The organism is Ancylobacter sp. GW821-FHT10E12 (genome assembly GCF_058809335.1).
This window is the reverse complement of record NZ_JBXASN010000001.1, coordinates 197,401-221,203: the sequence shown is the minus strand read 5'-3', so window position 1 is coordinate 221,203 and position 23,803 is coordinate 197,401. Positions and strand designations below refer to the sequence as shown.

Genomic DNA, 23,803 nt, shown 5'->3' with positions numbered 1-23,803 from the left:
ATCGGCGGTCGGCTACTCACCGACGACCGCTCCCTCCCGGCGCGGGTCGGCGGCGCCGGTCAACCCGTCCGGGCCGATCGCCACCGCCTGCACGCCCGAGGTCATCGGTGCCTTCTTCACCTTGAAGCCGAGCGCGGTCAGCTTCGGCTCCAATGCTTCGGCCGATGTCCCCTGCTCGATCTCGACCGTATCGAAACGTGCCAGCACGTTGGGCGCCGCGATCGCCTCCGGCAGGGCCATGCCCCAGTCGAGATGGGCGATCAGCGTCTTGGCGACATAGCCGATGATCTGGCTGCCGCCCGGCGAGCCCAGCGCCAGCATCGGCTTGCCGTCCTTCAGAACGATGGTCGGTGCCATGGAGGAGCGCGGGCGCTTGCCCGGCTCGACGCGATTGGCGATCGGCACGCCGTCGCGCTGCGAGCGGAAGGAGAAATCGGTCAGCTCGTTGTTGAGCAGGAAGCCGCGCACCATCAGCCGCGAGCCGAAGCCGGCCTCGATGGTCGAGGTCATGGAAGCGACGTTGCCCTCCTCGTCGACGATGGTGACCTGCGTGGTCGAGGGCAGTTCGATCGCCTCGTCGTCGGCCCGCTTCGGCGCCAGCATGGCGTGGTCCCAGGTCGGCGTGCCGGGCGCCACCTCGGGCAGCGCATCGTCGCCCCTGAGCAAGGCCGCCCGCGCCTTCAAATATTCCGGGTCCAGCAGCCCCTTGGTCGGCATCGGCACGAAATCCTGATCCGCCATGTAGCGGTCGCGATCGGCGAAGGCGAGGCGCGAGGCATCGGCGATCAGCCGCCACGCCTCCGGCGATTGCGGGCCCAGTCCCTTAAGGTCATAGGGCTCCAGCAGCCCGAGGATCTGGCCCAGCGTCAGCGCACCGGAGCTCGGCGGCCCCATGCCGCACACGTCGAGCCCGCGATAGGCGGCGCAGACGGCCGCGCGCTCCTTCACGCGATAGGCGCGCAGGTCCTCCAGCGACAGCACGCCCGGATTGCCGGCCCCCCGCACGGTGCGCACGATGTCGCGGGCGATCGGGCCGCGATAGAAGGCAGGGGAGCCATGGCGGGCGAGCTGGCGCAGCGTGTCGCCATAGGCCGGGTTCTTCAGCGTCGTGCCGACGGCCACCGGCGCGCCCGCGTCGTCGAAGAAATAGGCCGCGGTGACCGGGTTCGCCTTCAGCGTCTCGGCGTCCTCGGCGATCAGCTGCGACAGGCGCGGCGAGACCGGGAAGCCGTCCTCGGCGAGCCGGACCGCCGGACGGAACAGATGGCTCCAGGCGAGATGCCCGTAGCGCCGGTGCACGAAATCCAGCAGCCGCGGCGTGCCCGGCGTGCCGACCGAACGCCCGCCGACCACCGCGGCCATGAATTTCAGCGGCTCGCCCTTCTCGTCCTGGAACAGCGTCGGCGTCGCCGCCCTCGGCGCGGTTTCCCGCCCGTCGAAGGTGGTGAGCTTGCCGGCCGCCGCGTCCCAATAGACCAGGAACGCCCCGCCGCCGAGGCCGGAGGATTGCGGCTCGACGAGGCCGAGCACCAGTTGCACCGCCACCAGCGCGTCGATGGCGTTGCCGCCGGCGCGCAGCGTCGCGGCGCCGGCGCGGGTGGCGAGCGGATTGGCGGTCGCCACCATCCAGTGCCCGGACGTCGCCGATTTCGAAGCGGCCGCGACGGCGCTGGGAGCTTCCGGCACCTGCGTATCCGACGCCTGCTGCCCGAAGGCGGGAACCGCCATCAGCATCAGCGCCATCATCCATCCGACTGACTTGCCGACTGACTTGCGCATCGGTCACCTCCCGCGTCGCGCGTCGCGCACCAAACATGTCACACCGTAACCGGAAGTGAACGGTCGTCGCACGGGGGAGGATGACGAAGGCGCGAATCACGCTAAGCTCCAATGGTCGTCAACAATTGAAAGGAGGTGATCCAGTGTCTGATCGTCTTGATCCGCGGTCGTCGGTTTCCGTGACCTGGACACTTGCCTCTTGCGAGGTCCGTGCCGCGTGAAGCGACACTTCGCGCCGCCCTTGAGGCGGCTACCGGGCCGGACCGCGGTCTGACATGGGAAGGGCTGCTCGCAAGGGCAGCCCTTCTTTCTTGAGCCCTCCTCACGATCACTGCGGAATACCTTGGCCAAGCCCATCCTCATCTATGTCGATGCCGATGCCTGCCCGGTGAAGGCGGAAACCTACCGGGTCGCCGAGCGGCACCGGCTGAAAGTGTTCGTCGTCTCCAACAGCTTCATCGCGGTGCCGCGCGAGGACTGGATCGAGCGGGTGATCGTGCCGGCCGGCCTCGATGTCGCCGATGACTGGATCGCCGAACGGGTGGAGCCGGGCGACGTCGTGATCACCGCCGACGTGCCGCTGGCCGCGCGGTCCGTCGCCAAGGGTGCCGAGGCGCTGGCGCCGAACGGCAAGGCATTCACCGCCTCGTCCATCGGCCTGCAGCTCGCCACCCGCAACCTCATGCAGGAGTTGCGCGAGGTCGGCGAAATCACCGGCGGCCCCCGCCCCTTCTCGCCGCGCGACCGCTCCGAATTCCTTCAGGCGCTGGAGAGAACCGTCTCCCGATTGAAACGAATGGGCTTCCAGGCGGGTTGAAGGAGAGCAATCCTCACGCGACAAGGAAACCCATCATGCTCCAGGCTTGCCTCAACGGTTCGCGCGACAAGGGCTTTCACGCCGAGACGCCGCTCTCTCCCGCCGAACTCGCCTTCCAGGCGGAGGCGACGGTGGCGGCGGGTGCCGGCGAACTGCATGTCCATCCACGCGACGGCAGCGGCGCCGAGACGCTGGATCCCGCCCATGTCGCTGCGGCGCTCATCGCCATTCGCAAGCGGGTGCCCGGCGTGCCGGTCGGCCTGTCGACCCATGCCGGCATCGCGCCCGGCGGGCGCGGGCGGCTCGACGCCGTCGCCGCGTGGACGGAGCGGCCCGACTACGTCTCGGTCAATCTCAGCGAGGACGACGCGCCGGAAATGATCGCGCTGGCGCTCGGACAGGACATCGGCGTCGAGGCCGGCCTGTGGTCGGTCGCCGACGCCGAGCGTTTCGTGAAGCTCGACACGGCGCCGAAATGCCTGCGCATACTCGTCGAGATCAACGAGCAGGACGAGGCCGAGGGCCTCGCCGCCGCCGCCGCCATCCGCACCGTGCTCGCTCGCGCCAGCCTCGACCTGCCGGTGCTGCAGCACGGCTATGACGCCACCGTCTGGCCGGTCTATCGCGACGCGCTGATGCGTGGCCTCGATAGCCGCATCGGCCTGGAGGACGGCAAGCATTTGCCGGGCGGCGAGGAGGCCGCCGGCAATGCCGAGCTCATCAAGGCCGCGTTCCTGATGGCGCGGCTGCCGCCTGCGGCGGCCGCGACGGCCTGAGCCTCAGCCGGAATTGCGCAGGCCGGCCGAGATGCCGTTGATGGTGAGCTGGATGCCCTGCAGCACCTTCTCGTCGGTGTCGTTGGCGCGGTACTTCCTCAAAAGCCCGACCTGCACATGGTTGAGGGGATCGATATAGGGGAAGCGCGCGCGGATCGAGCGGTCGAGCATCGGGTTGGAGCCCAGCAGCTTCGGCTGCTCGGAAATGACGAGCAGCGCGTCGATCGCCGCCTGATGCTCGGCGCGGATCCGCCCGAAAATGCTCTCGCGCAGTTCCGCGTCCTCCACCAGCTGCGCGTAGCGCGAGGCGATGGCGATGGAGCTTTTCGCCAGCACCATGTCCATATTGGACAGCTGGGTTCGGAAGAACGGCCACTCGCGATACATTTCTTGCAGCAGCGGCAGGCCGTTCGGGTTCTTGGCCAGCCATTCGCGGATGGCGGTGCCGAAACCGTACCAGCCCGGCAGCATCAGCCGGCACTGCGCCCAGGAGAACACCCAGGGAATGGCGCGCAGGTCCTCGATGCGCCGCGTCTTCTTGCGGGAGGCCGGGCGCGAGCCGATGTTCAGCGTCGCGATCTCGTTGATGACGGTCGATTCCCAGAAATAATCCTCGAAGCGCGGGGTCTCGTAGACGAGGCCGCGATAGGCCTTGAAGGCGGCGTCCGACAGCGCCTCCATCACGGTGAGATATTCCTCGCGCGGCGCCTTGGCATCGCCGGAGAGCAGCGTCGCCTCCAGCGTCGCCGCCGCCAGGATCTCCAGATTGCCGCGCCCGACCTGCGGGTTGGAATATTTCGACGAGATGATCTCGCCCTGCTCGGTGATGCGGATCAGCCCCTGCACCGCCCCGCCCGGCTGGGCGAGAATGGCGTCGTAGCTCGGCCCGCCGCCGCGCCCCACCGAACCGCCGCGGCCATGGAACAGCCGCAGCCGCACCCCATGGCGCTTGAACACCTCGATGAGCTCGATCTCGGCCTTGTAGAGCTCCCAGCCGGAGGTGACGAAGCCGCCATCCTTGTTGCTGTCGGAATAGCCGAGCATCACCTCCTGCATGCCGCCGCGGCTGTCCACCAGCTTGCGGTATTCCGGCAGGCGGAACATCTGCTCCATCACCCTGGCCGAGTTGCGCAGGTCCTCGATGGTCTCGAACAGCGGCACGATGTTCACCGCGCTCGACCCGGCCGGGTCGACGAGGCCGACCTCTTTGAGCAGCAGCGCCAGCTCCAGCATGTCCGAGACGCCCTCGGCCTTGGAGATGATGCAGGTCTGGATCGCCTCGGCGCCGAAAATGGTGTGGATGCGGGCGCAGGTGCGCAGCATGTCCATCTCGCCGACCGTCTCGTCGGAATAGGCGGCGAAGGGCGAGGTCAGCGGTCGCGCGGTGGTCAATTCGCGCAGCAGCAGTGCCACGCGCGTGCCCTCCGGCAGGCTTTTGTAGCCGGTGCCGGGCGCCGCCACCTCGAACAGTTCGCCGATGCAGCGCTCATGCACGTCCGAATTCTGCCGCGAGTCGAGGATGGCCAGGTGGAAGCCGAAGCAATCGACGGCGCGGCGCAGGGCGCGGAGCTTGCCGCGGGCGATGGCGCCGGACTTGTGGGTCTTCAGCGAGCGGTCGATCACGTCGAGATCGGCGTGGAACTCGGCCGCCGACGCATAGGGCAGCACGCCCGGCTTGTCGGTCAGCCCGAGCAGATCGGCGACTTCCAGCCGGAACGCCGTCGCCTTCAGCTTCCGCTGGATGGAGGTAACGGCGAGGCGGTAGGGCTCGTTGCGCCGGTGCGGCGAGAGGTCGGGCGAGGCATCCACCAGCGCCAGCAATTCGTCGGAGACGTCGACGCGGATGGTGCTGATCGACAACTCGGCACCCAGCGCGTGCAGTTCATGCAGATAGAAGCGCACCGCCTGCGCGCTCTGCATGCGCATGGTTTCGCGCGTCACATCGGCGGTGACGAACGGGTTGCCGTCGCGGTCGCCGCCGATCCAGCTGCCCATGCGCAGAAAGGAGGCGATCTCCGGCGCCGCCGTGCCGGTGCCCTCGATGGCGGCGAGCCGGTCTTCCAGCGCCGCATAGAGCCGCGGCAGCTGCTTGAGGAAGGTGTAGTCGTAATAGGCAAGGCCGTTCGCCACCTCGTCCAGCACGGTCAGCTTGGTCTTGCGCAACAGGTTGGTCTGCCAGAGCGTCAGTACCCGGCGACGGAGTTCGTCGTCGAGAAGGGCGAGTTCCTCCGGCGTCGGCTCGATGCGCTCGCGGTCGGCGAGCAACTCGGCGATGCGCATCTCATGCGTCATGGTGCTGCGCCGGCGCACCTCGGTCGGATGCGCGGTCAGAACCGGGCTCGCCAGAGCGGTGTCGAAGAACTTGCGCAGCCCGTCGGCGGAGATGCCCGCCTCGATGGCCCGCTCGACGGCATTCTCCAGCGTCGCCGGGCGCGGCCCGCTTCCGGTGGCGGCGAGCGCGCGGGAGCGGCGGATGACGTGCTGGTCCTCGGCGATATTGGCGAGATGGGAGAAATAGCTGAAGGCGCGGACGATGGAGATGGTCTGGTCGGGGTCGAGGCCGAGCAGGATCTCCTCCAGCTCCAACCGCGCGCCCTCGTCCACCTCGCGGTGGAACCGCGTCGAGACCCGGCGGATGGTCTCCACCAGCTCGTAGATCGAATCGCCCTCCTGGTCGCGCAGCGTGTCGCCGAGCACGCGGCCCAGCATGCGGATGTCGTCGCGCAGCGAATGGTCGAGCTCGGTGTCGACGTCGGGTTCGGAGTCCGGCTGCGCGAGGGTGAGGGCAAATGACATGGCGTAAACGCTCCCGTGATGGACGCAACTTAGCAATTAGCATGCCGGGGTGTAGCCGATCGGCCGCAGCGGCATCGAATTCATACCCTCTCCGGCCACTGCCGTTGAGTTACCCCCTCTTTGCCGCGAACCTGCCGCGATTCTGAACGAAACCCCTGTCGATATGAACGGACCGGTCAGTCCTCGTTCAGGACGGATCGTTCATAAAGGCCACGTAGACTACTTGTTGCAGACTTCACATTCGCGACGACCGCGTATCGCGTAGCAGGAAGGATTGAGTTATGTCCGCCGTCAGGAATCGCGCCGAGGAACGAGCTCCCGCCGCGCTCCGTCAGAATGCCGCCCCGCTCAAGGCAGCCTCCCGTGCCGTCGAGACCCCCTCCGACAAGCGGGTTCCGTTCGTAGCCCCCGCGCCGGTCGGCTCCATCGCCGACATCGAGTCGCAGCTCGGCTTCTGAAGACTGCCGCTCCCACAGGCTTGATCGCCATGGGAGGTGACAAACGGCCATCCCCTCCCCATATGCTGACGCAGCGTCACATCGTGACCCCGTGTCAGTTCCGAGAGAGGCCATGACCGTCAAGTCCTTGTTTCGTCTGCCCGCCCTTGCTACCGCCGCGCGTCTTGGTGCGGCGGCCGTGATCGTGGCCGGCAGCCTCGTCGCCTTTGTCCCGAATGCCGATGCCCGTGCGGGCGGCGGCAGCAGCATGGGCAGCCGCGGCATGCGTACCTGGTCCGCTCCCGCGCCGACCCCGACCTCCCCCTCCGCCCAGACCATGCAGCGTTCCGCCGCGCAGCCTGCGCAGGCGACGCGCCCCGCCGCGACCGCACCCGCCCAGCAGGGCGGGCTGTTCAGCCGTCCCGGCTTCATGGGCGGGCTGATGGGCGGCCTGCTCGGCGCCGGCCTGTTCGGCCTGCTGATGGGCGGCGGCTTCTTCTCCGGCCTCGGCAGCCTGTCCGGTGTTCTCGGCCTCCTGCTGCAGATCGGGCTGATCTTCATCGTCGTTCGCCTGGTCATGGGCTGGCTCGCCAGCCGCAACCGCCCGGCCTATGCGCAGGGTCCGCAGCCCGGCGCCCCGCTGTCGCGCGACATGTTCGGCGGTGGATCGGCGTCCGGCTCGGGCACCGGCTCCTCCAGCCGGCCCGGCTTCTCCACCGGTCCGCGCGGGCGCCCGCTACAGCTTCAGGGAGCGGATTTCGACATGTTCGAACGCCGCCTCACCGAGGTGCAGGACGCCTATGCCCGCGACGACCGCGCCGCTCTGGCGCAGCTGCTGACGCCGGAAATGCTCGGCTATATGGGCGAGGAGCTGGACCAGTACGCGCAGGACGGGCTGCAGAACCGCCTCACCGACATCAAGCTGGTGCAGGGCGACCTCTCGGAAGCCTGGAGCGAGGACGGAAGCGACTATGCCACCGTCGCCATGCGCTACCAGCTGAAGGACACGGTCGTCGAGCGCGCCACCGGCCGGCTGGTGCGTGGGGATGCCGACCGCCTGCAGACCGTGGCCGAGTTCTGGACGTTCACCCGACCCGCCGGCGGCGGCGAATGGACGGTGAGTGCCATCCAGCAGGGCACCTGAGCGCCGGGAGACGCTCCGCCGCGGCGAAAATTACGCAAGCCGCTTAACGCCTGCCTGCCTCCAAGATGGGCAGGATGCCTCCATCGATAGAGGATGGAGCCTCCCGCTTCCCTCGCCCACGCGGCCCGGCGACCTTCCTGTCGCCGGGCCGACGTCGTTCCGGGCGGCCGCGAGCGGCAGTCGCCCGGCCCGGACCTTACGCCCGCGGGTCGGGGCCGAAGCGGTTCGGGCCTTCCGTGCCCTTCATCATGAACCAGAAGAAGATCACCAGCGTGCCGATGCCGGTCAGGCCGATCAGCATCCACCAGCCGGTGCGGTCCATGTCGTGAAAGCGCCGGACGCCGACGGCGATGGACGGGATGATCAGCGCCAGCCCGACCAGCGTGGTGATCGGCGTGAAGGCCTGCATCTCGCCATAGTGCAGCAGCGAGAAGGCGCCGAAGACCAGCGCGTCGAGGAACGACGTCGCCCATTGCACGAGCACCGAGAACAGCACCCACCACCAATATTCCGAGCGTGGCGCGCGCCCCTCGAAGGTCGCGTACTTGCCGAGAACGCTCGACACCGCTTGCGTGAATCCCATCGAATCCCCCTGCCTGTCACCCAGCGGCAGGAGTGGACGCCCGCCCGCACCGGCTGTCAAACAACCGGATCGGCCCGCCGACGCCGGGTTCAGCGCCCCTTGCGGCGGCCGCCCTTGCGATGGCCCTTGGTCATCGGATCCGGCCGCTCCGGCCGCGTCCAGTCGGTGGCGCTGAGCGGTTCGACCCGATCGGTGCCGGGGCCCATGTCGTCGAGCGACGGCTTGACGATGCGCGACGCGCGGGGAGCCTGGGCCGGGATTTCCCCGCTGCCCGGATCGTAGCCGGCCTGCGCCTCGTCCGCCCGCGCCTCCGCGCCGGAGGACACATGGCCCGGCGACGGGCGGGGGCCGCGCGCGCCTGCCTTGGCCTTCTTCTCCGGCAGATTGGCGGCGCGGCCATATTTGCGCTCGCCGCGATAGCCGCCGGTCTTGTCGTCGATCGCCTCCTGCCGCGCCAGCGGGTCGTCCGAAATCGCCAGCTCGGTCGCCTGCAGCCGCTTGATCTCGTCGCGCAGCCGCGCCGCCTTCTCGAAATCGAGGTCGGCCGCCACCGCCCGCATGCGCTTTTCGAGATCGGCGATCACCGCGGCGAGATTGTTGCCATAGGCAGCCGGCGCCTCGGCGAGGCCGGTATCGACGGTGACGTGGTCGCGCTCATAGACGCTGTTGAGGATGTCGCCGATCGCCTTCTTGACGCTTTCCGGCGTGATGCCGTGCTCGACGTTCCAGGCGACCTGCTTGGTGCGGCGGCGCTCGGTCTCCGCCATTGCCCGCTCCATCGAGCCGGTAATCTGGTCGGCATAGAGGATCACCCGACCGTCGACATTGCGCGCCGCGCGACCGATGGTCTGCACCAGCGAGGTTTCCGAGCGCAGGAAGCCCTCCTTGTCGGCGTCGAGAATGGCGACCAGCCCGCATTCCGGGATGTCGAGCCCTTCGCGCAGCAGGTTGATGCCGATCAGCACGTCGAAGGCGCCGAGCCTGAGGTCGCGCAGGATCTCGATGCGCTCGATGGTGTCGATGTCCGAATGCATGTAGCGCACGCGGATGCCGTTCTCGTGCAGATATTCGGTCAGGTCCTCGGACATCCGCTTGGTCAGCGTCGTCACCAGCGTGCGGTATCCCTTGGCCGCCACCTGCCGCACCTCGCCGAGCAGGTCGTCGACCTGGGTGCGCGCCGGGCGCACCTCCACCGGCGGGTCGACGAGCCCGGTCGGGCGGATCACCTGCTCGACGAACACGCCGCCGGCGCGCTCCATCTCCCACGGTCCGGGCGTCGCCGAGACATGCACCGTCTGCGGCCGCATCGCCTCCCATTCCTCGAAGCGCAGCGGCCGGTTGTCCATGCAGCTCGGCAGGCGGAAGCCGTATTCCGCCAGCGTCGCCTTGCGCCGGAAGTCGCCGCGATACATGGCGCCGATCTGCGGGATGGTCACATGGCTCTCGTCGCAGAAGATCAGCGCATTGTCCGGCACATATTCGAACAGCGTCGGCGGCGGCTCGCCGGGCAGGCGGCCGGTGAGCCAGCGCGAATAGTTCTCGATGCCGGCGCAGCTTCCCGTCGCCTCCATCATTTCGAGGTCGAAGGTGCAGCGCTGCTCCAGCCGCTGCGCCTCGAGATAGCGGCCCATGGCGTTCAGTTCGTCGAGCCGCATCTTCAGCTCAGCCTTGATGCCCTGGATCGCCTGGATCAGCGTCGGGCGCGGCGTCACGTAATGCGAATTCGCATAGACCTTGACGAATTTCAGGTCCTGCGACTTCTGGCCGGTGAGCGGGTCGAATTCCTGGATGCTCTCCACCTCGTCGCCGAACAGCGACACGCGCCACGCGCGGTCTTCATAATGCGCCGGGAATATCTCGATCACGTCGCCGCGCACCCGGAACGTGCCGCGGCCGAAATCGGCCTGGGTGCGCTTGTATTGCAGCGCCACCAGGTCGGCGAGGATGCCGCGCTGGTCGATGCGGTCCCCCACCTCGATCTTGAAGGTCATCGAGGCATAGGTCTCGACCGAGCCGATGCCGTAGATGCAGGACACCGAGGCGACGATGATGACGTCGTCGCGCTCCAGCAGCGCACGGGTGGCTGAGTGGCGCATGCGGTCGATCTGCTCGTTGATCGACGATTCCTTCTCGATGAAGGTATCGGTGCGCGGCACATAGGCTTCCGGCTGGTAGTAGTCGTAATAGGAGACGAAATACTCCACCGCGTTGTCGGGGAAGAAGCTCTTGAACTCGCCGTAGAGCTGGGCGGCCAGCGTCTTGTTCGGGGCGAGCACCAATGCCGGGCGCTGCACCCGCTCGATGACGTTGGCCATGGTGAAGGTCTTGCCGGAGCCGGTGACGCCGAGCAGCACCTGGTCGCGCTCGCCCTGCTCGGCGGCGGCCACCAGTTCGTCGATCGCCTGCGGCTGGTCGCCGGCCGGCGTGTAGTCGGACTTGATGACGAACCTGACGCCGCCTTCGGATTTTTCCGGCCGTGCCGGCCGGTGCGGCATCCACAACTGCCCGTCGACCTCCGGGCGGCCGCCCTCGATCAGCGCCGACAGCGCGGCGACGGTGGCGGAGGCACCCGAAGTCGGCGCCACGCCGAGCTTCTCGGCGAGGACGGGATCGAGCGTGGCGGGCTGTGCGGGTTCGAAGGCGCGCTGCGAGCGCTCCCCGAATCCGCCGGGTCGGGCGGCTTTCGGCATCGGGGGAATATGGGGCTCCTTCCGCCGGGAGGAAAGAGCGCCCGTCAGCGGCTCGCCGTCATGTTACGCGGCAGCGGCAGCACGGCGAACACCATCGACCTGCCGGTCACCTTGTCGGCGGTGTCCTGTCGGATCTGCGCCTGCAGCTGGGGCTCGATCGAGGCGAGCGCGATGCCGATATTGCCCTGCCCGCCAATATTCCGCTTCCGGGACAATACGACGTCGCCGGTATAGACGGAGGCGATCTGATAGATGGCGTGCGTCGGCAGCTTGTTGTTCAGGTTCCCTTTCCAATCGATGCAATCGGAGCGCTTGCTCAGGATCGAATAAAGCTTTTCCGCATCCGCATGCGTCACGCTGGATTTGATCACGTTGGTCAGGTGCAAATCATAATAGGTGGTGATGTCGCCGCTGAGCCCGGCATTCAGCAGCTTGTACCTTATGCCCGACAGGCCGGCCCCTCCGGCAAAGGTGCGGGTGACGTCGATGTCGGATATTCCCACCGGATCGACCAGCGAAATGCCGTGAAGCGACAGGTCGGTAAAGCAGAAGGGCTCGATCGCCAGCGGCCGGCTCAACTCTTCGGTCGGCGCTTCACGCGCATAATAGAGCGAACCCACGCGTACATTGGTTTGCGGCGGCTTCAGCGACCGCGCCTCGATCCAGTCCGACGGAACGAGGCTCGGTGGCGCCTGCATTGCGCCCTGGTGGCACGCCCCAAGCAGCAGAGACAGACCGATCGGGAAAATGCGCGTTGCCATACTGCTCCCCCAAGCTGAATATCATCATATATACTCGTTAAAATTGCATCGAATCAAATGATTGATTCCAAGGCCGACGCCGGCGATCTCCCGCCGAACGAGCCAGCCGCAGCGCTTCGCGCTTGCCGATATCGCCCCTCCCGGCCGAGCGCCGCAGGCGGCAGATCAGAAGAACGGAAACGGACCGGGGAAGCGGCCGATCGGCACGAAATGGGTGACGAGACCGTCTTCCGGCGTCCAGCGATGCAGCAGCATGGCCGGCGGCTCGATGAAGGAGGCCGGCTCCGCCTCGGGCCGCAGCCGCAGCGCGATGGCCGTGGTCGTGCTCGGCGCCGTCACCAGCATCGTGCCGCCGAACCGCAATTGCATGAAGCGGTGCACATGCCCGCACAGCACCCGCTCGACCTGGGGATGGCGCGCAAGGATCGCGGCGAGGCGTTCGCCGTTCCGGCAATTATACTCGTCGATGCAGGCGATGCCGCTGCGGAATGGCGGCTGGTGCATCATCACGATGGTCGGCCGGCCCGGCTCGGCGGCCAGCGTCGTCTCCAGCCAGCCGCAGGCGGCATCGTCCATGTCGCCGTGGTGCTCGCCGGGCACGGTGATATCGAGCCCGACGATCCGTACCGGCCCGAAATGGCCGGCCGTCACATGCAACGGCCCTGACGCCGGCAGATGGCCGAGCCCGGCAAAGGCCGCGCGGAAGGCTGCGCGCTCGTCATGGTTGCCAGGGATCGCCAGCAGCGGCAGGCCAATTCCGGCCAGCATCTCGACTGCGACCGCATATTCCGCCGTCGAGCCCTCGTCGACGACATCGCCGGTGAGCAGGACCAGGTCCGGCCGTGGATCGAGTTCGGCGAGATGGCGCAGCGCCGCCGCGAACATGGCGTTGGAGTCGACGAGGTCCTGATAGAGGTGGCCGCGCGGCCGCAGATGCGGGTCCGAGAGATGAGCGATCAGCATGACCGAATCCGGTGGAGTTGAAGCCGACTATGCCGTCACATCGCACCAGTCCGGCGAGATGGGAAACCCGGCCGGCCCATCGAGGCGCATGGAGGAAGCGACGTCGCCCCCCTGCACACGCATCGCCCTACCCGCAGAATGAACATTTTTTAGTCACAACGATCGCGCGACGCAGGAAAACCGGCACCGGGCCCGATTGTTCAGTCAAAATAATCGATTGATATATAACGTATTTTTTCAAAACTGATGTTGGCACGCTCAATGCATGCATCGTTGTATGCATGCGGCGTCGGCACCGGTGGTGGGGCGCTGCCGGTCCACTCCCCCGTGCCGCCAGCGGAGCCGCCATGACACAGCTTCTCCTCCCAGCCGAACCGACGCCCCTCCCCTTCGATCCCGCCCGCACCGCGCTCGTCATCATCGACATGCAGCGCGACTTCCTCGAACCCGGCGGCTTCGGCGAGACGCTGGGAAATGACGTCTCGCTGCTCCAGGCCGCCGTCGGCCCCTGCAAGGCGGCGCTTGCCGCCGCCCGCGCTGCCGGCATGCTGATCATCCACACGCGCGAGGGCCATCGCCCGGACATGGCCGACGCCCCGCCCGCCAAGGTGGAGCGCGGCGAGCCCAAGGCGCGCATCGGCTGCGCCGGGCCGATGGGCCGCATCCTCATCCGCGGCGAGGCCGGCCACGACATCATCGCCGAGCTGTACCCTGCCGAGGGCGAAGTCGTGCTCGACAAGCCCGGCAAGGGCGCCTTCTACCAGACCGACCTCGAGCTCATCCTGAAGAACCGCAGCGTCGACACGCTGCTGGTCTGCGGCGTCACCACCGAGGTCTGCGTCCACACCACCATCCGCGAGGGCAATGACCGCGGCTTTCGCTGCGTGGCGCTGGCCGATTGCTGCGCCTCCTATTTCCCGGAATTCCACCGCGTCGGCCTTGAGATGATCAAGGCGCAGGGCGGCATTTTCGGCTGGGTGTCGGATGCCGGCGCCTTCGTTGCGGCGCTCGATGCCAAATCCGGGGCCGAATCCGCCGCCGCTGCCTGATCGCCGTGCCCTCCGCCGGCCCGGCCGGCTCACCTGCGCATGCGCCTGAACGCCATTCGTCCTTCCGAGGAGCCCCGAGCATGTCTGCGACCGAGATGACCCCGCTTTCGCCCATGCGCACCGGCATGCGGCCAACCCTGTGGACCAAGGGCGACTGGAACGCCCTGTTCGGCTTCGGCACCAACATCCTCGTCAACATGCTGGTGTTGACCGGGTTGCTGCAATTCGTGCTGAAGATGCCGCCCGAGATCGTGTTCGGCCGCATCCTGCCGGCGGTCGGGCTGATGATGTTCCTGTCCACCGCCTATTACGCCTGGCTCGGCTACCAGCTCGCCAAGAAGACCGGCCGCGACGACGTCTGCGCCCTGCCCTCGGGCATCAGCGTGCCGCATATGTTCGTCGTGGTCTTCGTCATCATGCTGCCGATCGGCGCCGCCTCCGGCGACCCGATCCAGGGTTGGGAAGCCGGCCTCGTCTGGGTGTTCTTCCAGAGCTTCATCCTGATGATCGGCGGCTTCGTGGCGCCTTACATCCGCAAGATCACCCCGCGCGCGGCACTTCTCGGCACCCTCGCCGGCGTGTCGGTGGCCTTCATCTCGATGCGCCCGGCCTTCGAGATCTTCATGACCCCGGTCATCGGCCTCACCTGCTTCGCCATCATCATGGTGAGCTGGTTCGGCGGGGTGAAATATCCCAAGGGCATTCCCGCCGGCCTCATCGCCATCGCGGTCGGCATGATCATCGCCTGGGGCTCGAACCTGTTCGGCCTCGGCTATGGCGGCATGAGCGTCGAGAAGCTCGGCGCCTCCTTCGCCAATTTCGGCTTCTCGATCCCGCTGCCGGCCTTCGACCACGTCTTCCACGGCTTCAACTATCTCGGCGTGATCCTCATCACCGCCATCCCCTTCGGCATCTACGATCTCGTCGAGGCGATGGACAATGTGGAGAGCGCCGAGGCGGCGGGCGACCATTACCCCACCACCCGCGTGCTCACCGCCGACGGCGTCGTCAGCCTGATCGGCTGCCTGATGGGCAATCCCTTCATCAACGCGGTGTATATCGGCCATCCCGGCTGGAAATCGATGGGCGGACGCATCGGCTACTCCGCCGCCACCGGGCTGATGGTCATCCTGCTCTCGTGGTTCGGCATCATCGCCGTGCTGCTAGCGCTGGTGCCGGTCGTCGCCATCTCGCCGATCCTGCTCTACATCGGCATGCTCATCGGCGCGCAGGCGTTCCAGACCACCCCCTCGCGTCATGCCCCGGCGGTGATCCTCGCGCTTACCCCGCATCTCGCCGCCTGGGCGAAGCTGCTCATCGACAATTCGCTCGGCATGGCCGGCACCTCCGCCCATGCTATCGGCATGGAGAAGCTCGGCGCGGTCGGCGTGCTCTATCACGGGCTGGAGGTCATGGGCGGCGGCGCCATCCTGGTCGGCTTGGTGCTCGGCGCCATCGGCGTGTTCGTGATCGACCGCAAGTTCACCCATGCCGCCGCCTTCGCGCTCGCCGGCGCGGTGCTGACCTTCTTCGGCTTCATGCATGGCGAGATGGTCGGCATCGCGGTGACGCCCGGCGTGTCGCTCGCCTATGTGATGGTCGCCGGCTTCCTGCTGGTCTGCGCCAAATATGCGCAGGTGGAGGCGCTGCCGGAAGCCGAGCTCGCCGGAGCGGAGCCGGCCCCGGCCGAATAGGCCCATTCCCGCATCGCACCGGCGGCGGGGGGCTTACAGCCTCCGGTCCGGGCGGGTTAGCGTCGGGCGTGCGATACAGGTCGCACGCCCGACGTTTTGATTTGTACGGCACGGAGCCTATCTTCCCCCGAGAAGCGCGAGAAACGGTCCCGTCTACATCGCGCCTTTCGCTCACAGGGAGAAACAGCCATGTCGATCTTGAAGAAGGGCCTCGCCGGCGCCCCGGTCAAAATCCTGCAGGAAAAACTGGGCGTACCCGCCGACGGCCAGTTCGGCCCCAAGACCGAGGAGGCGCTGAAGGCGTACCAGAAGCAGAACGCCTTGTCGGTCGACGGCATTGCCGGGCCCGACACCTTCGCCGCCCTCGGCCTTTACGAACTCATCCTTCTCAAGGTCGGCACCTCGGGCGAAACCGTCAAGAAGCTCCAGGCCGCGCTCGGCATCGAAGCCGACGGCAAGTTCGGTCCGGGCACGCAGAAGGCGGTCAAGGACTATCAGGCCAAGAACGGCCTCGATGCGGACGGCTTCGCCGGGCCGGCGACCCTGGCCAAGCTCGGCCTGTTCAAGGAGATCACGCCGGACGTCGTATCGAAGTCGCAGATATCGCCGCAGGGCGCCCCGACCGAGGCTTCCGCCGCCGGCGAAGCGCCCTCCCGCAGCATCTGGGCGACGATCAAGGGCTTTTTCAGCTAAGCTCCGGCAATCGCGCGCCGGAGACCCGCTTTCCGGCGCGCGCCTCCCCCGACGCGCCTCTCCGACGATGGAAACCCGATGTCCTTCCTTCTGCCTTTCGGCCTTGCAGATCTCGGCGTCCCGGAAGAGACCGCACCGCTGCCCGAGCGCCTCGTCTCGGGTGATCCCCGCCATCGCACCTGGAACCTGGAGACGCTGCCCGACGGCGCCCTGTTCGCCGGTGTATGGGAATCGACGCCCGGCTCCTGGCGGGTCGACTATGAGGAATGGGAGTTCTGCACCTTCCTCGAAGGCGTCTCCATCCTGCACGAGGACGGCGAGGCGCCCGTCCGCCTCGCCGCCGGCGCCACCTTCGTTCTCCGTCCGGGCTTCAAGGGCGTGTGGGAGGTGGTGGAGACCACGCGCAAGCTCTATGTGATCCGGCTCATCTGAGCGGCAGGCCGAGATTCGATCTGCCCGGATCCGGTCCGCCGGGATTCGTTTTGTGGCGGAGTGTGTCCTTGCCGTTCTTGACCGGCGCCGGCGCGCGACGCATCGTCGGTAAAAGTGTTGGGAGACGTGTCTTGATCGTCGGTAAAAGTGTTGGGAGACGTGTCTTGAAAGACGTGGGGATGCGCGGCGGCAGCCGGACGAAATACCTGAGCGCGGCCCGCCGCACTTTTTCCGCCGCTTTGGCTGCCGCCCTGCTGGTGGCCACGGCCGGCAGCGGCCAGGCGGCGAGCTTCCTTGAGAAGAACTTCTGGCTGTCCGGCCCCAATTACAGCGGCGATGTGCCGGCCTGCGACCTGCCGGCGGCGCTCTCGCGCATCCAGGACCACTTCGCCACCACCGAATCGCGCTTCTGGAACTCGTCGCTGAAGATCGACGGCTTCGACCGCGTCCACGAAATCGCCTTCCGTCCCTGGGGCGAGGAGTACCAGCCGCGCCGCTATTGCTCGGCGGATGTCATCATCTCCGGCGAGACCGCCTCTGTCGGCCAGCATGCCGGGGGCAAATATGTCGGCGGGAAGGTCGGCGGAAGCCAGACCCTGCACGGCACGCGCCACAAGGTCTATTACTCGATCATCGAGGATGGCGGCTTCATCGGCTTCTCCTGGGGTGTCGACTGGTGCGTCGACGGCCTCGACCGCTCCTGGACCTATGCGCCGGACTGCCGGATGGCGAAGCCGTGAGATTGTCCGCCGCGGCGCGGGTCGTCCGCGCCGCCGGCCTTGCGCTGGCGCTGCTGCTCGCCGGCGCCTCGGCCCGGACCGAGGCCCAGCAGGCCGGCACGCCCGGCACGTTCGATCATTATGTGCTCTCCCTGTCCTGGTCGCCGACCTATTGCGCCAGCGCCGGGGACCGCGCCGATCCCGCTCAATGCCGCAGCGCCCGCCCCTTCGCTTTCGTGGTGCACGGGCTGTGGCCGCAATACGTATCCGGCTGGCCGGAATCCTGCCAGAGGCCGGCGCCCTTCGTGCCGGAGCCGGTGGTGCGCTCCATGCTCGACCTGATGCCGAGCCGCAAGCTAATCATCCATGAATGGCGCACGCACGGCACCTGCTCGGGCTTTGAGCCCGCCGCCTATTTCGACACGGTGCGCAAGGCCCGTGCAAGAATTGCCATCCCGTCCGTCTATCAGCAGCTCGACGCGTACAAGATGGTCTCGCCGGACGAGGTCGAGGCGGCCTTTCTCGCCGCCAATCCCGGCCTCGCCGCCGGCATGATCGCCGTCGATTGCGATTCCCGCCGGCTGCGCGAGGTGCGCATCTGCCTCGACAGGTCGCTCGGCTTCACCGCCTGCGCCGAGGTCGACAGACGCGCCTGCCGTACCCCGCGCATCGTCATGCCGCCGGTGCGCGGCGGCTGAACCGGTCGACAGCGATGAACTACCGCCACGCCTTTCATGCCGGCAATTTTGCCGATGTCGTCAAGCATGTCGTGCTTGCGCGCATCCTCGCCTATCTCGGCCAGAAGGACGCCGCCTTCCGGGTGCTCGACACCCATGCCGGTGCCGGCCTCTACGATCTGTCGGGCGACGAGGCCCAGCGCACCGGCGAATGGGAGAGCGGCGTCGGCGCGGTGCTGCGCGCGAGGTTCCGGCCGGAGATCGAGGCGCTGCTCGCACCATGGAAGCGCGTGATCGCCGATCTCAATCCCGGCCTCGACGACGACCCGGCGGCGCTGCGGCATTATCCCGGCTCGCCGCTGGTCGCACTGGCGCTGACCCGCCCGCAGGATCGGCTGCTGTTCTGCGAGACCGAGGCCGGCGTGCGCGCGGCCTTGGCCGAGGTCGCGCAGGATTTCCGCGCCAAGGTGCTGTCGACCGATGGCTGGCAGGCGCTCACCGCCTACCTGCCGCCGAAGGAACGGCGCGGGCTCGTGCTCGTCGACCCGCCCTTCGAGGAGGCCGGGGAGTTCCACCGCCTCGCCACCACCCTCGCCGAGGCGCATAAGCGCTGGTCGACCGGCATCTACGCGCTCTGGTACCCGATCAAGGACGTGCGGGCGGTCGACGCCTTCCAGCGCGAGATCGCCCGTGCCGGCATCCCGAAGACGCTGCGCATCGAAGTCGACACCCGCGCCGTGCGGCAGGCCGGCGTGCTTTCCGGCTGCGGGCTCATCGTGGTCAACCCGCCCTTCACGCTGGCGGACGAGATCCGCACCCTGCTCGCCGCGCTGGCGCCGGTGATGGCGAGCGACGGCGTCGGCCGCGCGCGAGTGGGCTGGCTGATCCCGGAGCGCTGAAGCCGCCGCCACGCCCTCGGCCCTCCGCCGCTGCGCCGGTTTTTGCCGCCCGCCAGCCGCCGCGGCATCGGTCTTGCTTGAGCCTCACCGTTCGTAAGACCCGGCGGCAGGCGAGCGATGCCGGCGGATGCAAGGAGCAGGCGCGATGGCAATGACGGGGACAGTGAAATTCTTCAACACCGAAAAGGGTTACGGCTTCATCCGGCCCGATGACGGCGGGCGCGACGTTTTCGTCCATGTCTCGGCGGTCACCCGCTCGGGCATGGGGACGCTTGCCGAGGGCCAGCGCATCAGCTTCGAGGTCGAGCCGGACAAGCGCGGCAAGGGCCCCAAGGCCATCGACCTCCAGACGGCCGACTGATAGGTCTTCGCCGAAGCGGCGGCATGGCGCCACCGCCGGGTGGCCGCTGGCTCGCCCTCGTCCAGGCCGGGATTTCCCGGCGGTGACGGGCGAGCGCCGCGACCGTCACCCTCGAAGACCGAAGCCACCGATGATCCTTCGCTCGTCCAAACCCTCCCCATTCGGCCGCAAGGTCAAGATCGGCGCCATTCTGTGCGGGATCCATCTCGACATCGAATGGGCCGACACGTCGGATCCCGCCGATTCGCTGCGCCAGCAGAATCCGCTGGGCAAGATCCCGATCCTGCTGCCGGAAGGCCGCGCGCCGCTCTTCGATTCACGCGTGATTCTCGATTATCTCGACGCACAGGCCGGCGGCGGCGTCATCCTGCCGGCAGCCGGCGAGGCCCGCATCGACGCCTTGGTCGGCCAGGCGCTGGCCGACGGCATCATGGATGCCGCCCTGCTCCAGGTCTACGAGGTGCGCCTGCGGGCGGAAGAGCAGCGCAGCGCCAAGTGGGTCGACAACCAGGCCGGCAAGGTCGCCCGCGGCCTGAGGGCGCTGGAATCGAGCCCGCCGCCGCACGGCCGCACCGCTGCGGGGGTGGACGTGGCGGAAATCGCCACCGCCTGCGCCCTCGGCTATCTCGATCTGCGCTTCGACGGCACCTGGCGCGCCGATCACCCGGCGCTGGTCGACTGGCTCGACGCTTTTGCCGAGCGCGTGCCCGCTTTCGAGGCAACGCGCGCAGCCGCCTGATACGCGCGCAGCAAAAAGGCCCCGGACACCGGTCCGGGGCCTTGTTGTCGACGGCGGCGCCCGAAGGTGCCGGCCGGGATCAGAACTTGTAGTTCAGACCGAGGCGAGCGACCGAAGCGGTCAGGCCGGCATTCTCGCCGAGGGCGTTGTAGTAGTTGTCGCCGAGGTCGATGTAGAGATATTCGGCCTTGACGGTCCAGTTCGGCAGGAAGGCGTATTCGACGCCGCCGCCGACGGTCCAGCCGGTCGCGGTCGAGCTGTCGCTCAGGCCCAGCGAGTCGTTGCTGATCTTGTTGTGGCCATAGGCGAAACCGCCGGTCACGTAGGGCAGCACGGTGTCGAAGGCATAACCGAGGCGGGCGCGCACGGTGCCGAAATAGTCCAGCTTGGACTCGACGCCATAATTGCTGTCCGAAATCGACGACGCCTGCAGGTCGGTCTCGACGCCGATCACGACGTTGTTGCCGAACTGGTAGTTGAAGCCGATCTGGCCGCCGCCGAGCCAACCCGACGGATCGATGCCGAGGGCGTCGGAATAGGAGTTGCCGCTGCCCCAGGCATAGCCGGCATTGGCGCCGAGATAGAAACCGGTCCACGAGAACACCGGTGCCGGCGCGATCATCGGAGCCTTGGTCGGATAGGGCTGCGACATGTCGGCAGCGAAAGCCGGGGCCGCGGCCAGCAGGGCGGCGAGGGCAACGCCCGAGGTGAGGATCTTCTTCATCATGTACTCTCCGAGCAAACTGCAGAACACAACGCAGTTGCGATTGAGATAGAAGCGCAGCTTGTCATGTCGAGGGCCAGATTGCGGCAAAAAGCGAAATTCCTTGACGCAAGCTTGCTTCACTGAATCGTGAGAATTCCTCTCGAATCAGCATGAATGCTGGACTCCGGGAGGTAACGGTCCGCCCGCTGCGCAGGCAGGCCCGGCTACATTTTCGCCACGATTACGGTGCGAATGACCTGCACCTGTAGCGAAAATACAACAAATTTGCCGCCGAACAGCGGGCCAAAGCAAACGGCGGCCCTGGACCGAGGGCCGCCGTGCCGCAGGGCCTTGGCGCCGGAGACCGGCGCGCGGCCATCAGAACCGGTAATTGGTGCCGAGGCGCAGGATATTGGCGGTCAGGCCGATATCGAGCGGGCCGGAAACCGTCGTGTAGTTCTGCGTGCCGAGATCGACATAGAGATATTCGGCCTTGGCGCTCCAGTTCGGGCTGAAGGCGTATTCGACGCCGCCGCCGGCCGTCCAGCCGGTATTGGTCTGGGTGTTGGACAGGCCGCCCACTTCGTACTTGCCGCTGCCATAGGCGAAGCCGCCGGTGCCGTAGACCAGGAACTGGTCGATCGAGTAGCCGAGGCGCGCGCGCACGGTGCCGAAATAGTCCAGCGTGAAGGTCGGGCTCTCGATATTGCTCACCTGGATGTCGGTCTCGATGCCGAGCACGAGCGGGCTTGCACCCTGCCAGTTGTAGCCGGCCTGCAGGCCGCCGAGGAACCCGTCGAGGTCGTCGGAATAATCTGCCTTGCCCCAGCCATAGCCGGCATTGGCGCCGAGATAGAAGCCGGTCCAGGTGAACGGCACGGCCGCGACGGCATAGGCCGCCGGTGCCGGATAGGCGAGGTCGGCGGCGGCGGCAGGCGCCGCCATGGCCGCCGCGATGGCCAGGCCCGCGAGAATCGTCTTCATGGTCGTCTCCCAAAACGTCCGGGCACCCGCGCACCCGGGTTCAATTCGATAGGGTCGACGGTCACATAAGATTATGAGCAAATTCTTATGGCATTTCGTAACCTGATATTATCATTAACAAAGCGTATATCGAATATTATGCTACCTTCTTAAGATTATCGATCCATTCATCCATTGATCGGGCAGGTCTATCGCCATGAATATGGTTAGCGGCTGACCCGCCCGCAGAAGCTCCCGCGGCGTCGGACGCCGCCAGCGCCCCGGTTTTTGAATGACCATGCCCTTGCCCGCCGCCCCACCCCCGCTCGCCCCACGCCCGCTCGCTCTCGTCACCGGCGGCACGGTCCGCATCGGATTTGCCATCGCGCTGGCCCTCGCCGAGGCCGGCTACGACCTAGTGCTTCACAGCCGCCGCCCCGGCCCGGCGGTCGAGGCGGCCAGCGCGGCGGTCGCGGCGCGCGGCGCCCGCGTTCACCTCGTCTATGCCGAGCTGTCCGATGCCGCCGAGGTCGCCGGCCTTGTCCCGGCCTGCGCCGCCTTCGGCCCCGTCAACCTGCTGGTGAACAACGCCTCGGAATTCGCGCCCGACGCCGTCGGCTCGCTGGAGGCCGCCCTGTGGGACCGGCATTTCGCCGTCAATCTGCGCGCGCCGGTGTTTCTCGCCGAGGCCTTCGCCGCGCAGGTGCCGGCGGACATCGGCGGCTGCGTGGTCAACCTCATCGACCAGCGCGTGCTCAAGCCCACGCCGCATTACCTCTCCTACAGCCTCACCAAGCAGGCCTTGTGGGCGGCGACCCGGCTGCTGGCGCAGGGGCTCGCCCCGCTCGTGCGGGTGAACGCGGTCGCACCGGGTCCGACATTCGCCAATGTCCGCCAGAGTGCCGAGGACTTCGCGCGCCAGGGCGCGTCGGTGCTGCTCGGCCGCGGGCCAAGACCGGAGGAGATCGCGGCGGCGGTGCTGTTCCTGGCGAAGGCGGGGAGCGTCACCGGACAGATGATCGCCGTCGACGGCGGCCAGCACCTCGCCTGGCGCACGCTCGACACCGAGGTGCCGGACTAGCGTCAGCCCCGCTTGCGGTCGCTCAGCGTGAACCAGCCGACGCTCGCCATCACCAGCAGCGCGCCGGCGAGCTCGACCGGGGTCGCCGTCTCGCCCAGCACCAGGAAGGCCAGCGCCATCGTCGCCACCGGGCTCACGGTGCTGATCATCGAATTGGCCTGTGCCGAGATGCGCTTGAGCGCCGCGTTCATCAGGAAGGTCGGCAGCACCGTCGCGCCGATGGCCACCAGCACCGCGAGCATCAGCACCCGCGGCGACACCGCCAGCGCCTCGATCGGTCGCATCACGGCGAACTGGCCGAGCGCCGCCACCGAAGCCGAGATCATGGCGATGCAGGTGAACTGGCCGGAGCTGATCTGCCGCAGCAGCGAACTGGCGCAGAGCTGGTAGAGCGCGAAGCTGATCGCCGCCAGCGTCACCAGCACGGCACCATGCGTCACCCCCGGCCCCTCCACGGCGAAGTTCTGCGCGAAGATCAGCGCGAGGCCGCCATAGCTCACCGCGAAGGCGAGCAGCGCCTTGGGGCGGATCGGCTGGGCGAACAGCAGCGCCCCGAACAGCGCCACATAGACCGGATAGGTGAACAGGATCAGCCGGCCGAAAGAGGCCGAGATATATTGCAGCCCGGCGAGATCGAAATAGCTGGCGAGCCAGTAGCCGAGCGCGCCCACGCCCGCGATGCGCAGGATGAGCCCGCGCGAGGGCAGCGCCTCCCCCTTGGCCAGCGCCTGCCGCAGGGCGAACCAGCCGATCACCAGGTAGAAGGGCAGCGAGAAGGCCATGCGCAGCGCCAGCAGCGTCTCGGCGTCGACGCCCTCGGCATAGGCGAGCTTGATGATGATGCCCTTGGAGGCGAACAGGATCGCCCCTGCCGCGCCAAAGATGTAGCCGGCGGCCGGCACGGCGGGCTTTGCGGATATCTCGGAGACGGAGGACATTGCGCCCCCTTAGCGCCATTTGCCGCCCGGCGCAGCAAGGAGTTTGCGCATGGCTCCCCTGCGAAGGCGGGAGAACGGATACGCCCCCTGTTCGCGGGCGCCGCGA

23 protein-coding genes are annotated in these 23,803 nt (G+C 67.5%); 14 read left to right on the top strand and 9 right to left on the bottom strand.

What is annotated here, in order from left to right:
- Positions 1–12 precede the first annotated feature (12 nt).
- Positions 13–1,779 carry a gamma-glutamyltransferase gene (gene ggt, locus AC1RU4_RS01165; protein WP_492889147.1) on the bottom strand — a complete coding sequence of 589 codons (1,767 nt, stop codon included), beginning with the start codon at positions 1,777–1,779 and terminating at the stop codon, positions 13–15.
- Positions 1,780–2,122: 343 nt separating this feature from the next.
- Here ggt and AC1RU4_RS01160 point away from each other — a divergent pair, with 343 nt between their 5' ends.
- Positions 2,123–2,596, top strand: coding sequence for a YaiI/YqxD family protein (locus AC1RU4_RS01160; protein WP_492889146.1), 474 nt, complete (start codon positions 2,123–2,125; stop codon positions 2,594–2,596).
- Positions 2,597–2,631: 35 nt separating this feature from the next.
- Positions 2,632–3,372: a 3-keto-5-aminohexanoate cleavage protein gene (locus tag AC1RU4_RS01155; RefSeq protein ID WP_492889145.1), complete on the top strand. Its 741-nt coding sequence runs from the start codon at positions 2,632–2,634 to the stop codon at positions 3,370–3,372.
- A 3-nt stretch (positions 3,373–3,375) separates the two neighbouring features.
- On the opposite strand, the gene ppc is transcribed toward AC1RU4_RS01155, so the two are convergent.
- Positions 3,376–6,168, bottom strand: coding sequence for a phosphoenolpyruvate carboxylase (gene ppc / locus AC1RU4_RS01150; RefSeq protein WP_492889144.1), 2,793 nt, complete (start codon positions 6,166–6,168; stop codon positions 3,376–3,378).
- 281 nt (positions 6,169–6,449) lie between these two features.
- Here ppc and AC1RU4_RS01145 point away from each other — a divergent pair, with 281 nt between their 5' ends.
- Both AC1RU4_RS01145 and AC1RU4_RS01140 read left to right on the top strand, forming a co-directional pair.
- Complete coding sequence (locus AC1RU4_RS01145; protein ID WP_492889142.1) at positions 6,450–6,626, top strand: hypothetical protein; 177 nt, start codon at positions 6,450–6,452, stop codon at positions 6,624–6,626.
- A gap of 112 nt (positions 6,627–6,738) precedes the next feature.
- A complete protein-coding gene (locus AC1RU4_RS01140; RefSeq protein ID WP_492889141.1) occupies positions 6,739–7,749 on the top strand; it encodes a Tim44 domain-containing protein in 1,011 nt (336 codons plus the stop codon).
- Between the two features lie 196 nt (positions 7,750–7,945).
- Here the strand turns inward: AC1RU4_RS01140 and AC1RU4_RS01135 are convergent, their stop codons facing one another.
- The 4 genes from AC1RU4_RS01135 to AC1RU4_RS01120 all read right to left on the bottom strand — a co-directional run bounded on the left by AC1RU4_RS01135 (position 7,946) and on the right by AC1RU4_RS01120 (position 12,746).
- Positions 7,946–8,332, bottom strand: coding sequence for a DUF805 domain-containing protein (locus AC1RU4_RS01135; protein WP_492889140.1), 387 nt, complete (start codon positions 8,330–8,332; stop codon positions 7,946–7,948).
- Positions 8,333–8,421: 89 nt separating this feature from the next.
- On the bottom strand, positions 8,422–11,022 hold the full coding sequence (gene uvrB, locus AC1RU4_RS01130) for an excinuclease ABC subunit UvrB (protein ID WP_492889139.1): 2,601 nt from the start codon (positions 11,020–11,022) through the stop codon (positions 8,422–8,424).
- A 44-nt stretch (positions 11,023–11,066) separates the two neighbouring features.
- Positions 11,067–11,783: a hypothetical protein gene (locus AC1RU4_RS01125; RefSeq protein ID WP_492889138.1), complete on the bottom strand. Its 717-nt coding sequence runs from the start codon at positions 11,781–11,783 to the stop codon at positions 11,067–11,069.
- A 165-nt stretch (positions 11,784–11,948) separates the two neighbouring features.
- On the bottom strand, positions 11,949–12,746 hold the full coding sequence (locus AC1RU4_RS01120; protein WP_492889137.1) for a phosphodiesterase: 798 nt from the start codon (positions 12,744–12,746) through the stop codon (positions 11,949–11,951).
- A gap of 347 nt (positions 12,747–13,093) precedes the next feature.
- Between AC1RU4_RS01120 and AC1RU4_RS01115 the strand changes: the two genes are divergently transcribed.
- From AC1RU4_RS01115 to AC1RU4_RS01075, 9 genes are all read left to right on the top strand, one after another.
- Entirely contained in the window at positions 13,094–13,795 is a 702-nt protein-coding gene (locus tag AC1RU4_RS01115) for a cysteine hydrolase family protein (protein ID WP_492889136.1), read from the top strand.
- An 80-nt stretch (positions 13,796–13,875) separates the two neighbouring features.
- Entirely contained in the window at positions 13,876–15,489 is a 1,614-nt protein-coding gene (locus AC1RU4_RS01110) for a regulator (protein WP_492889135.1), read from the top strand.
- Positions 15,490–15,678: 189 nt separating this feature from the next.
- On the top strand, positions 15,679–16,182 hold the full coding sequence (locus tag AC1RU4_RS01105) for a peptidoglycan-binding domain-containing protein (protein ID WP_492889134.1): 504 nt from the start codon (positions 15,679–15,681) through the stop codon (positions 16,180–16,182).
- Between the two features lie 78 nt (positions 16,183–16,260).
- Entirely contained in the window at positions 16,261–16,614 is a 354-nt protein-coding gene (locus AC1RU4_RS01100; RefSeq protein WP_492889133.1) for a cupin domain-containing protein, read from the top strand.
- 179 nt (positions 16,615–16,793) lie between these two features.
- Positions 16,794–17,354: a hypothetical protein gene (locus AC1RU4_RS01095; protein WP_492889400.1), complete on the top strand. Its 561-nt coding sequence runs from the start codon at positions 16,794–16,796 to the stop codon at positions 17,352–17,354.
- Complete coding sequence (locus AC1RU4_RS01090; protein WP_492889132.1) at positions 17,351–18,031, top strand: ribonuclease T2 family protein; 681 nt, start codon at positions 17,351–17,353, stop codon at positions 18,029–18,031. Before AC1RU4_RS01095 ends, AC1RU4_RS01090 begins: the two co-directional genes overlap by 4 nt.
- 14 nt (positions 18,032–18,045) lie before the next feature.
- A complete protein-coding gene (locus AC1RU4_RS01085; RefSeq protein WP_492889131.1) occupies positions 18,046–18,909 on the top strand; it encodes a 23S rRNA (adenine(2030)-N(6))-methyltransferase RlmJ in 864 nt (287 codons plus the stop codon).
- 145 nt (positions 18,910–19,054) lie between these two features.
- On the top strand, positions 19,055–19,270 hold the full coding sequence (locus AC1RU4_RS01080) for a cold-shock protein (protein ID WP_492889129.1): 216 nt from the start codon (positions 19,055–19,057) through the stop codon (positions 19,268–19,270).
- Between the two features lie 130 nt (positions 19,271–19,400).
- Complete coding sequence (locus AC1RU4_RS01075; RefSeq protein WP_492889128.1) at positions 19,401–20,009, top strand: glutathione S-transferase family protein; 609 nt, start codon at positions 19,401–19,403, stop codon at positions 20,007–20,009.
- 79 nt (positions 20,010–20,088) lie between these two features.
- On the opposite strand, the gene AC1RU4_RS01070 is transcribed toward AC1RU4_RS01075, so the two are convergent.
- Positions 20,089–20,733 carry an outer membrane protein gene (locus AC1RU4_RS01070; RefSeq protein WP_492889399.1) on the bottom strand — a complete coding sequence of 215 codons (645 nt, stop codon included), beginning with the start codon at positions 20,731–20,733 and terminating at the stop codon, positions 20,089–20,091.
- A 360-nt stretch (positions 20,734–21,093) separates the two neighbouring features.
- Positions 21,094–21,699: an outer membrane protein gene (locus AC1RU4_RS01065; RefSeq protein WP_492889127.1), complete on the bottom strand. Its 606-nt coding sequence runs from the start codon at positions 21,697–21,699 to the stop codon at positions 21,094–21,096.
- A 271-nt stretch (positions 21,700–21,970) separates the two neighbouring features.
- Here AC1RU4_RS01065 and AC1RU4_RS01060 point away from each other — a divergent pair, with 271 nt between their 5' ends.
- Positions 21,971–22,759 carry an SDR family oxidoreductase gene (locus AC1RU4_RS01060; protein WP_492889126.1) on the top strand — a complete coding sequence of 263 codons (789 nt, stop codon included), beginning with the start codon at positions 21,971–21,973 and terminating at the stop codon, positions 22,757–22,759.
- Between the two features lie 2 nt (positions 22,760–22,761).
- Here AC1RU4_RS01060 and AC1RU4_RS01055 read toward each other — a convergent pair whose 3' ends face one another.
- A complete protein-coding gene (locus AC1RU4_RS01055) occupies positions 22,762–23,697 on the bottom strand; it encodes a DMT family transporter (RefSeq protein WP_492889125.1) in 936 nt (311 codons plus the stop codon).
- Between the last annotated feature and the right edge of the window lie 106 nt (positions 23,698–23,803).

Excerpts from the sequence above, each read along its gene's own strand:
- AC1RU4_RS01120 (WP_492889137.1), bottom strand. The coding sequence starts at position 12,746 with ATGCTGATCGCTCATCTCTCGGACCCGCATCTGCGGCCGCGCGGCCAC.
- AC1RU4_RS01055 (WP_492889125.1), bottom strand. The coding sequence starts at position 23,697 with ATGTCCTCCGTCTCCGAGATATCCGCAAAGCCCGCCGTGCCGGCCGCC.
- AC1RU4_RS01155 (WP_492889145.1), top strand. The coding sequence starts at position 2,632 with ATGCTCCAGGCTTGCCTCAACGGTTCGCGCGACAAGGGCTTTCACGCC.
- AC1RU4_RS01060 (WP_492889126.1), top strand. The coding sequence starts at position 21,971 with ATGACCATGCCCTTGCCCGCCGCCCCACCCCCGCTCGCCCCACGCCCG.
- AC1RU4_RS01105 (WP_492889134.1), top strand. The coding sequence starts at position 15,679 with ATGTCGATCTTGAAGAAGGGCCTCGCCGGCGCCCCGGTCAAAATCCTG.
- AC1RU4_RS01095 (WP_492889400.1), top strand. The coding sequence starts at position 16,794 with ATGCGCGGCGGCAGCCGGACGAAATACCTGAGCGCGGCCCGCCGCACT.
- AC1RU4_RS01145 (WP_492889142.1), top strand. The coding sequence starts at position 6,450 with ATGTCCGCCGTCAGGAATCGCGCCGAGGAACGAGCTCCCGCCGCGCTC.
- AC1RU4_RS01100 (WP_492889133.1), top strand. The coding sequence starts at position 16,261 with ATGTCCTTCCTTCTGCCTTTCGGCCTTGCAGATCTCGGCGTCCCGGAA.
- AC1RU4_RS01125 (WP_492889138.1), bottom strand. The coding sequence starts at position 11,783 with ATGGCAACGCGCATTTTCCCGATCGGTCTGTCTCTGCTGCTTGGGGCG.
- AC1RU4_RS01140 (WP_492889141.1), top strand. The coding sequence starts at position 6,739 with ATGACCGTCAAGTCCTTGTTTCGTCTGCCCGCCCTTGCTACCGCCGCG.
- AC1RU4_RS01115 (WP_492889136.1), top strand. The coding sequence starts at position 13,094 with ATGACACAGCTTCTCCTCCCAGCCGAACCGACGCCCCTCCCCTTCGAT.
- AC1RU4_RS01135 (WP_492889140.1), bottom strand. The coding sequence starts at position 8,332 with ATGGGATTCACGCAAGCGGTGTCGAGCGTTCTCGGCAAGTACGCGACC.
- AC1RU4_RS01110 (WP_492889135.1), top strand. The coding sequence starts at position 13,876 with ATGTCTGCGACCGAGATGACCCCGCTTTCGCCCATGCGCACCGGCATG.
- ppc (WP_492889144.1), bottom strand. The coding sequence starts at position 6,168 with ATGTCATTTGCCCTCACCCTCGCGCAGCCGGACTCCGAACCCGACGTC.
- AC1RU4_RS01080 (WP_492889129.1), top strand. The coding sequence starts at position 19,055 with ATGGCAATGACGGGGACAGTGAAATTCTTCAACACCGAAAAGGGTTAC.
- AC1RU4_RS01085 (WP_492889131.1), top strand. The coding sequence starts at position 18,046 with ATGAACTACCGCCACGCCTTTCATGCCGGCAATTTTGCCGATGTCGTC.
- AC1RU4_RS01065 (WP_492889127.1), bottom strand. The coding sequence starts at position 21,699 with ATGAAGACGATTCTCGCGGGCCTGGCCATCGCGGCGGCCATGGCGGCG.
- ggt (WP_492889147.1), bottom strand. The coding sequence starts at position 1,779 with ATGCGCAAGTCAGTCGGCAAGTCAGTCGGATGGATGATGGCGCTGATG.
- uvrB (WP_492889139.1), bottom strand. The coding sequence starts at position 11,022 with ATGCCGAAAGCCGCCCGACCCGGCGGATTCGGGGAGCGCTCGCAGCGC.
- AC1RU4_RS01070 (WP_492889399.1), bottom strand. The coding sequence starts at position 20,733 with ATGAAGAAGATCCTCACCTCGGGCGTTGCCCTCGCCGCCCTGCTGGCC.
- AC1RU4_RS01075 (WP_492889128.1), top strand. The coding sequence starts at position 19,401 with ATGATCCTTCGCTCGTCCAAACCCTCCCCATTCGGCCGCAAGGTCAAG.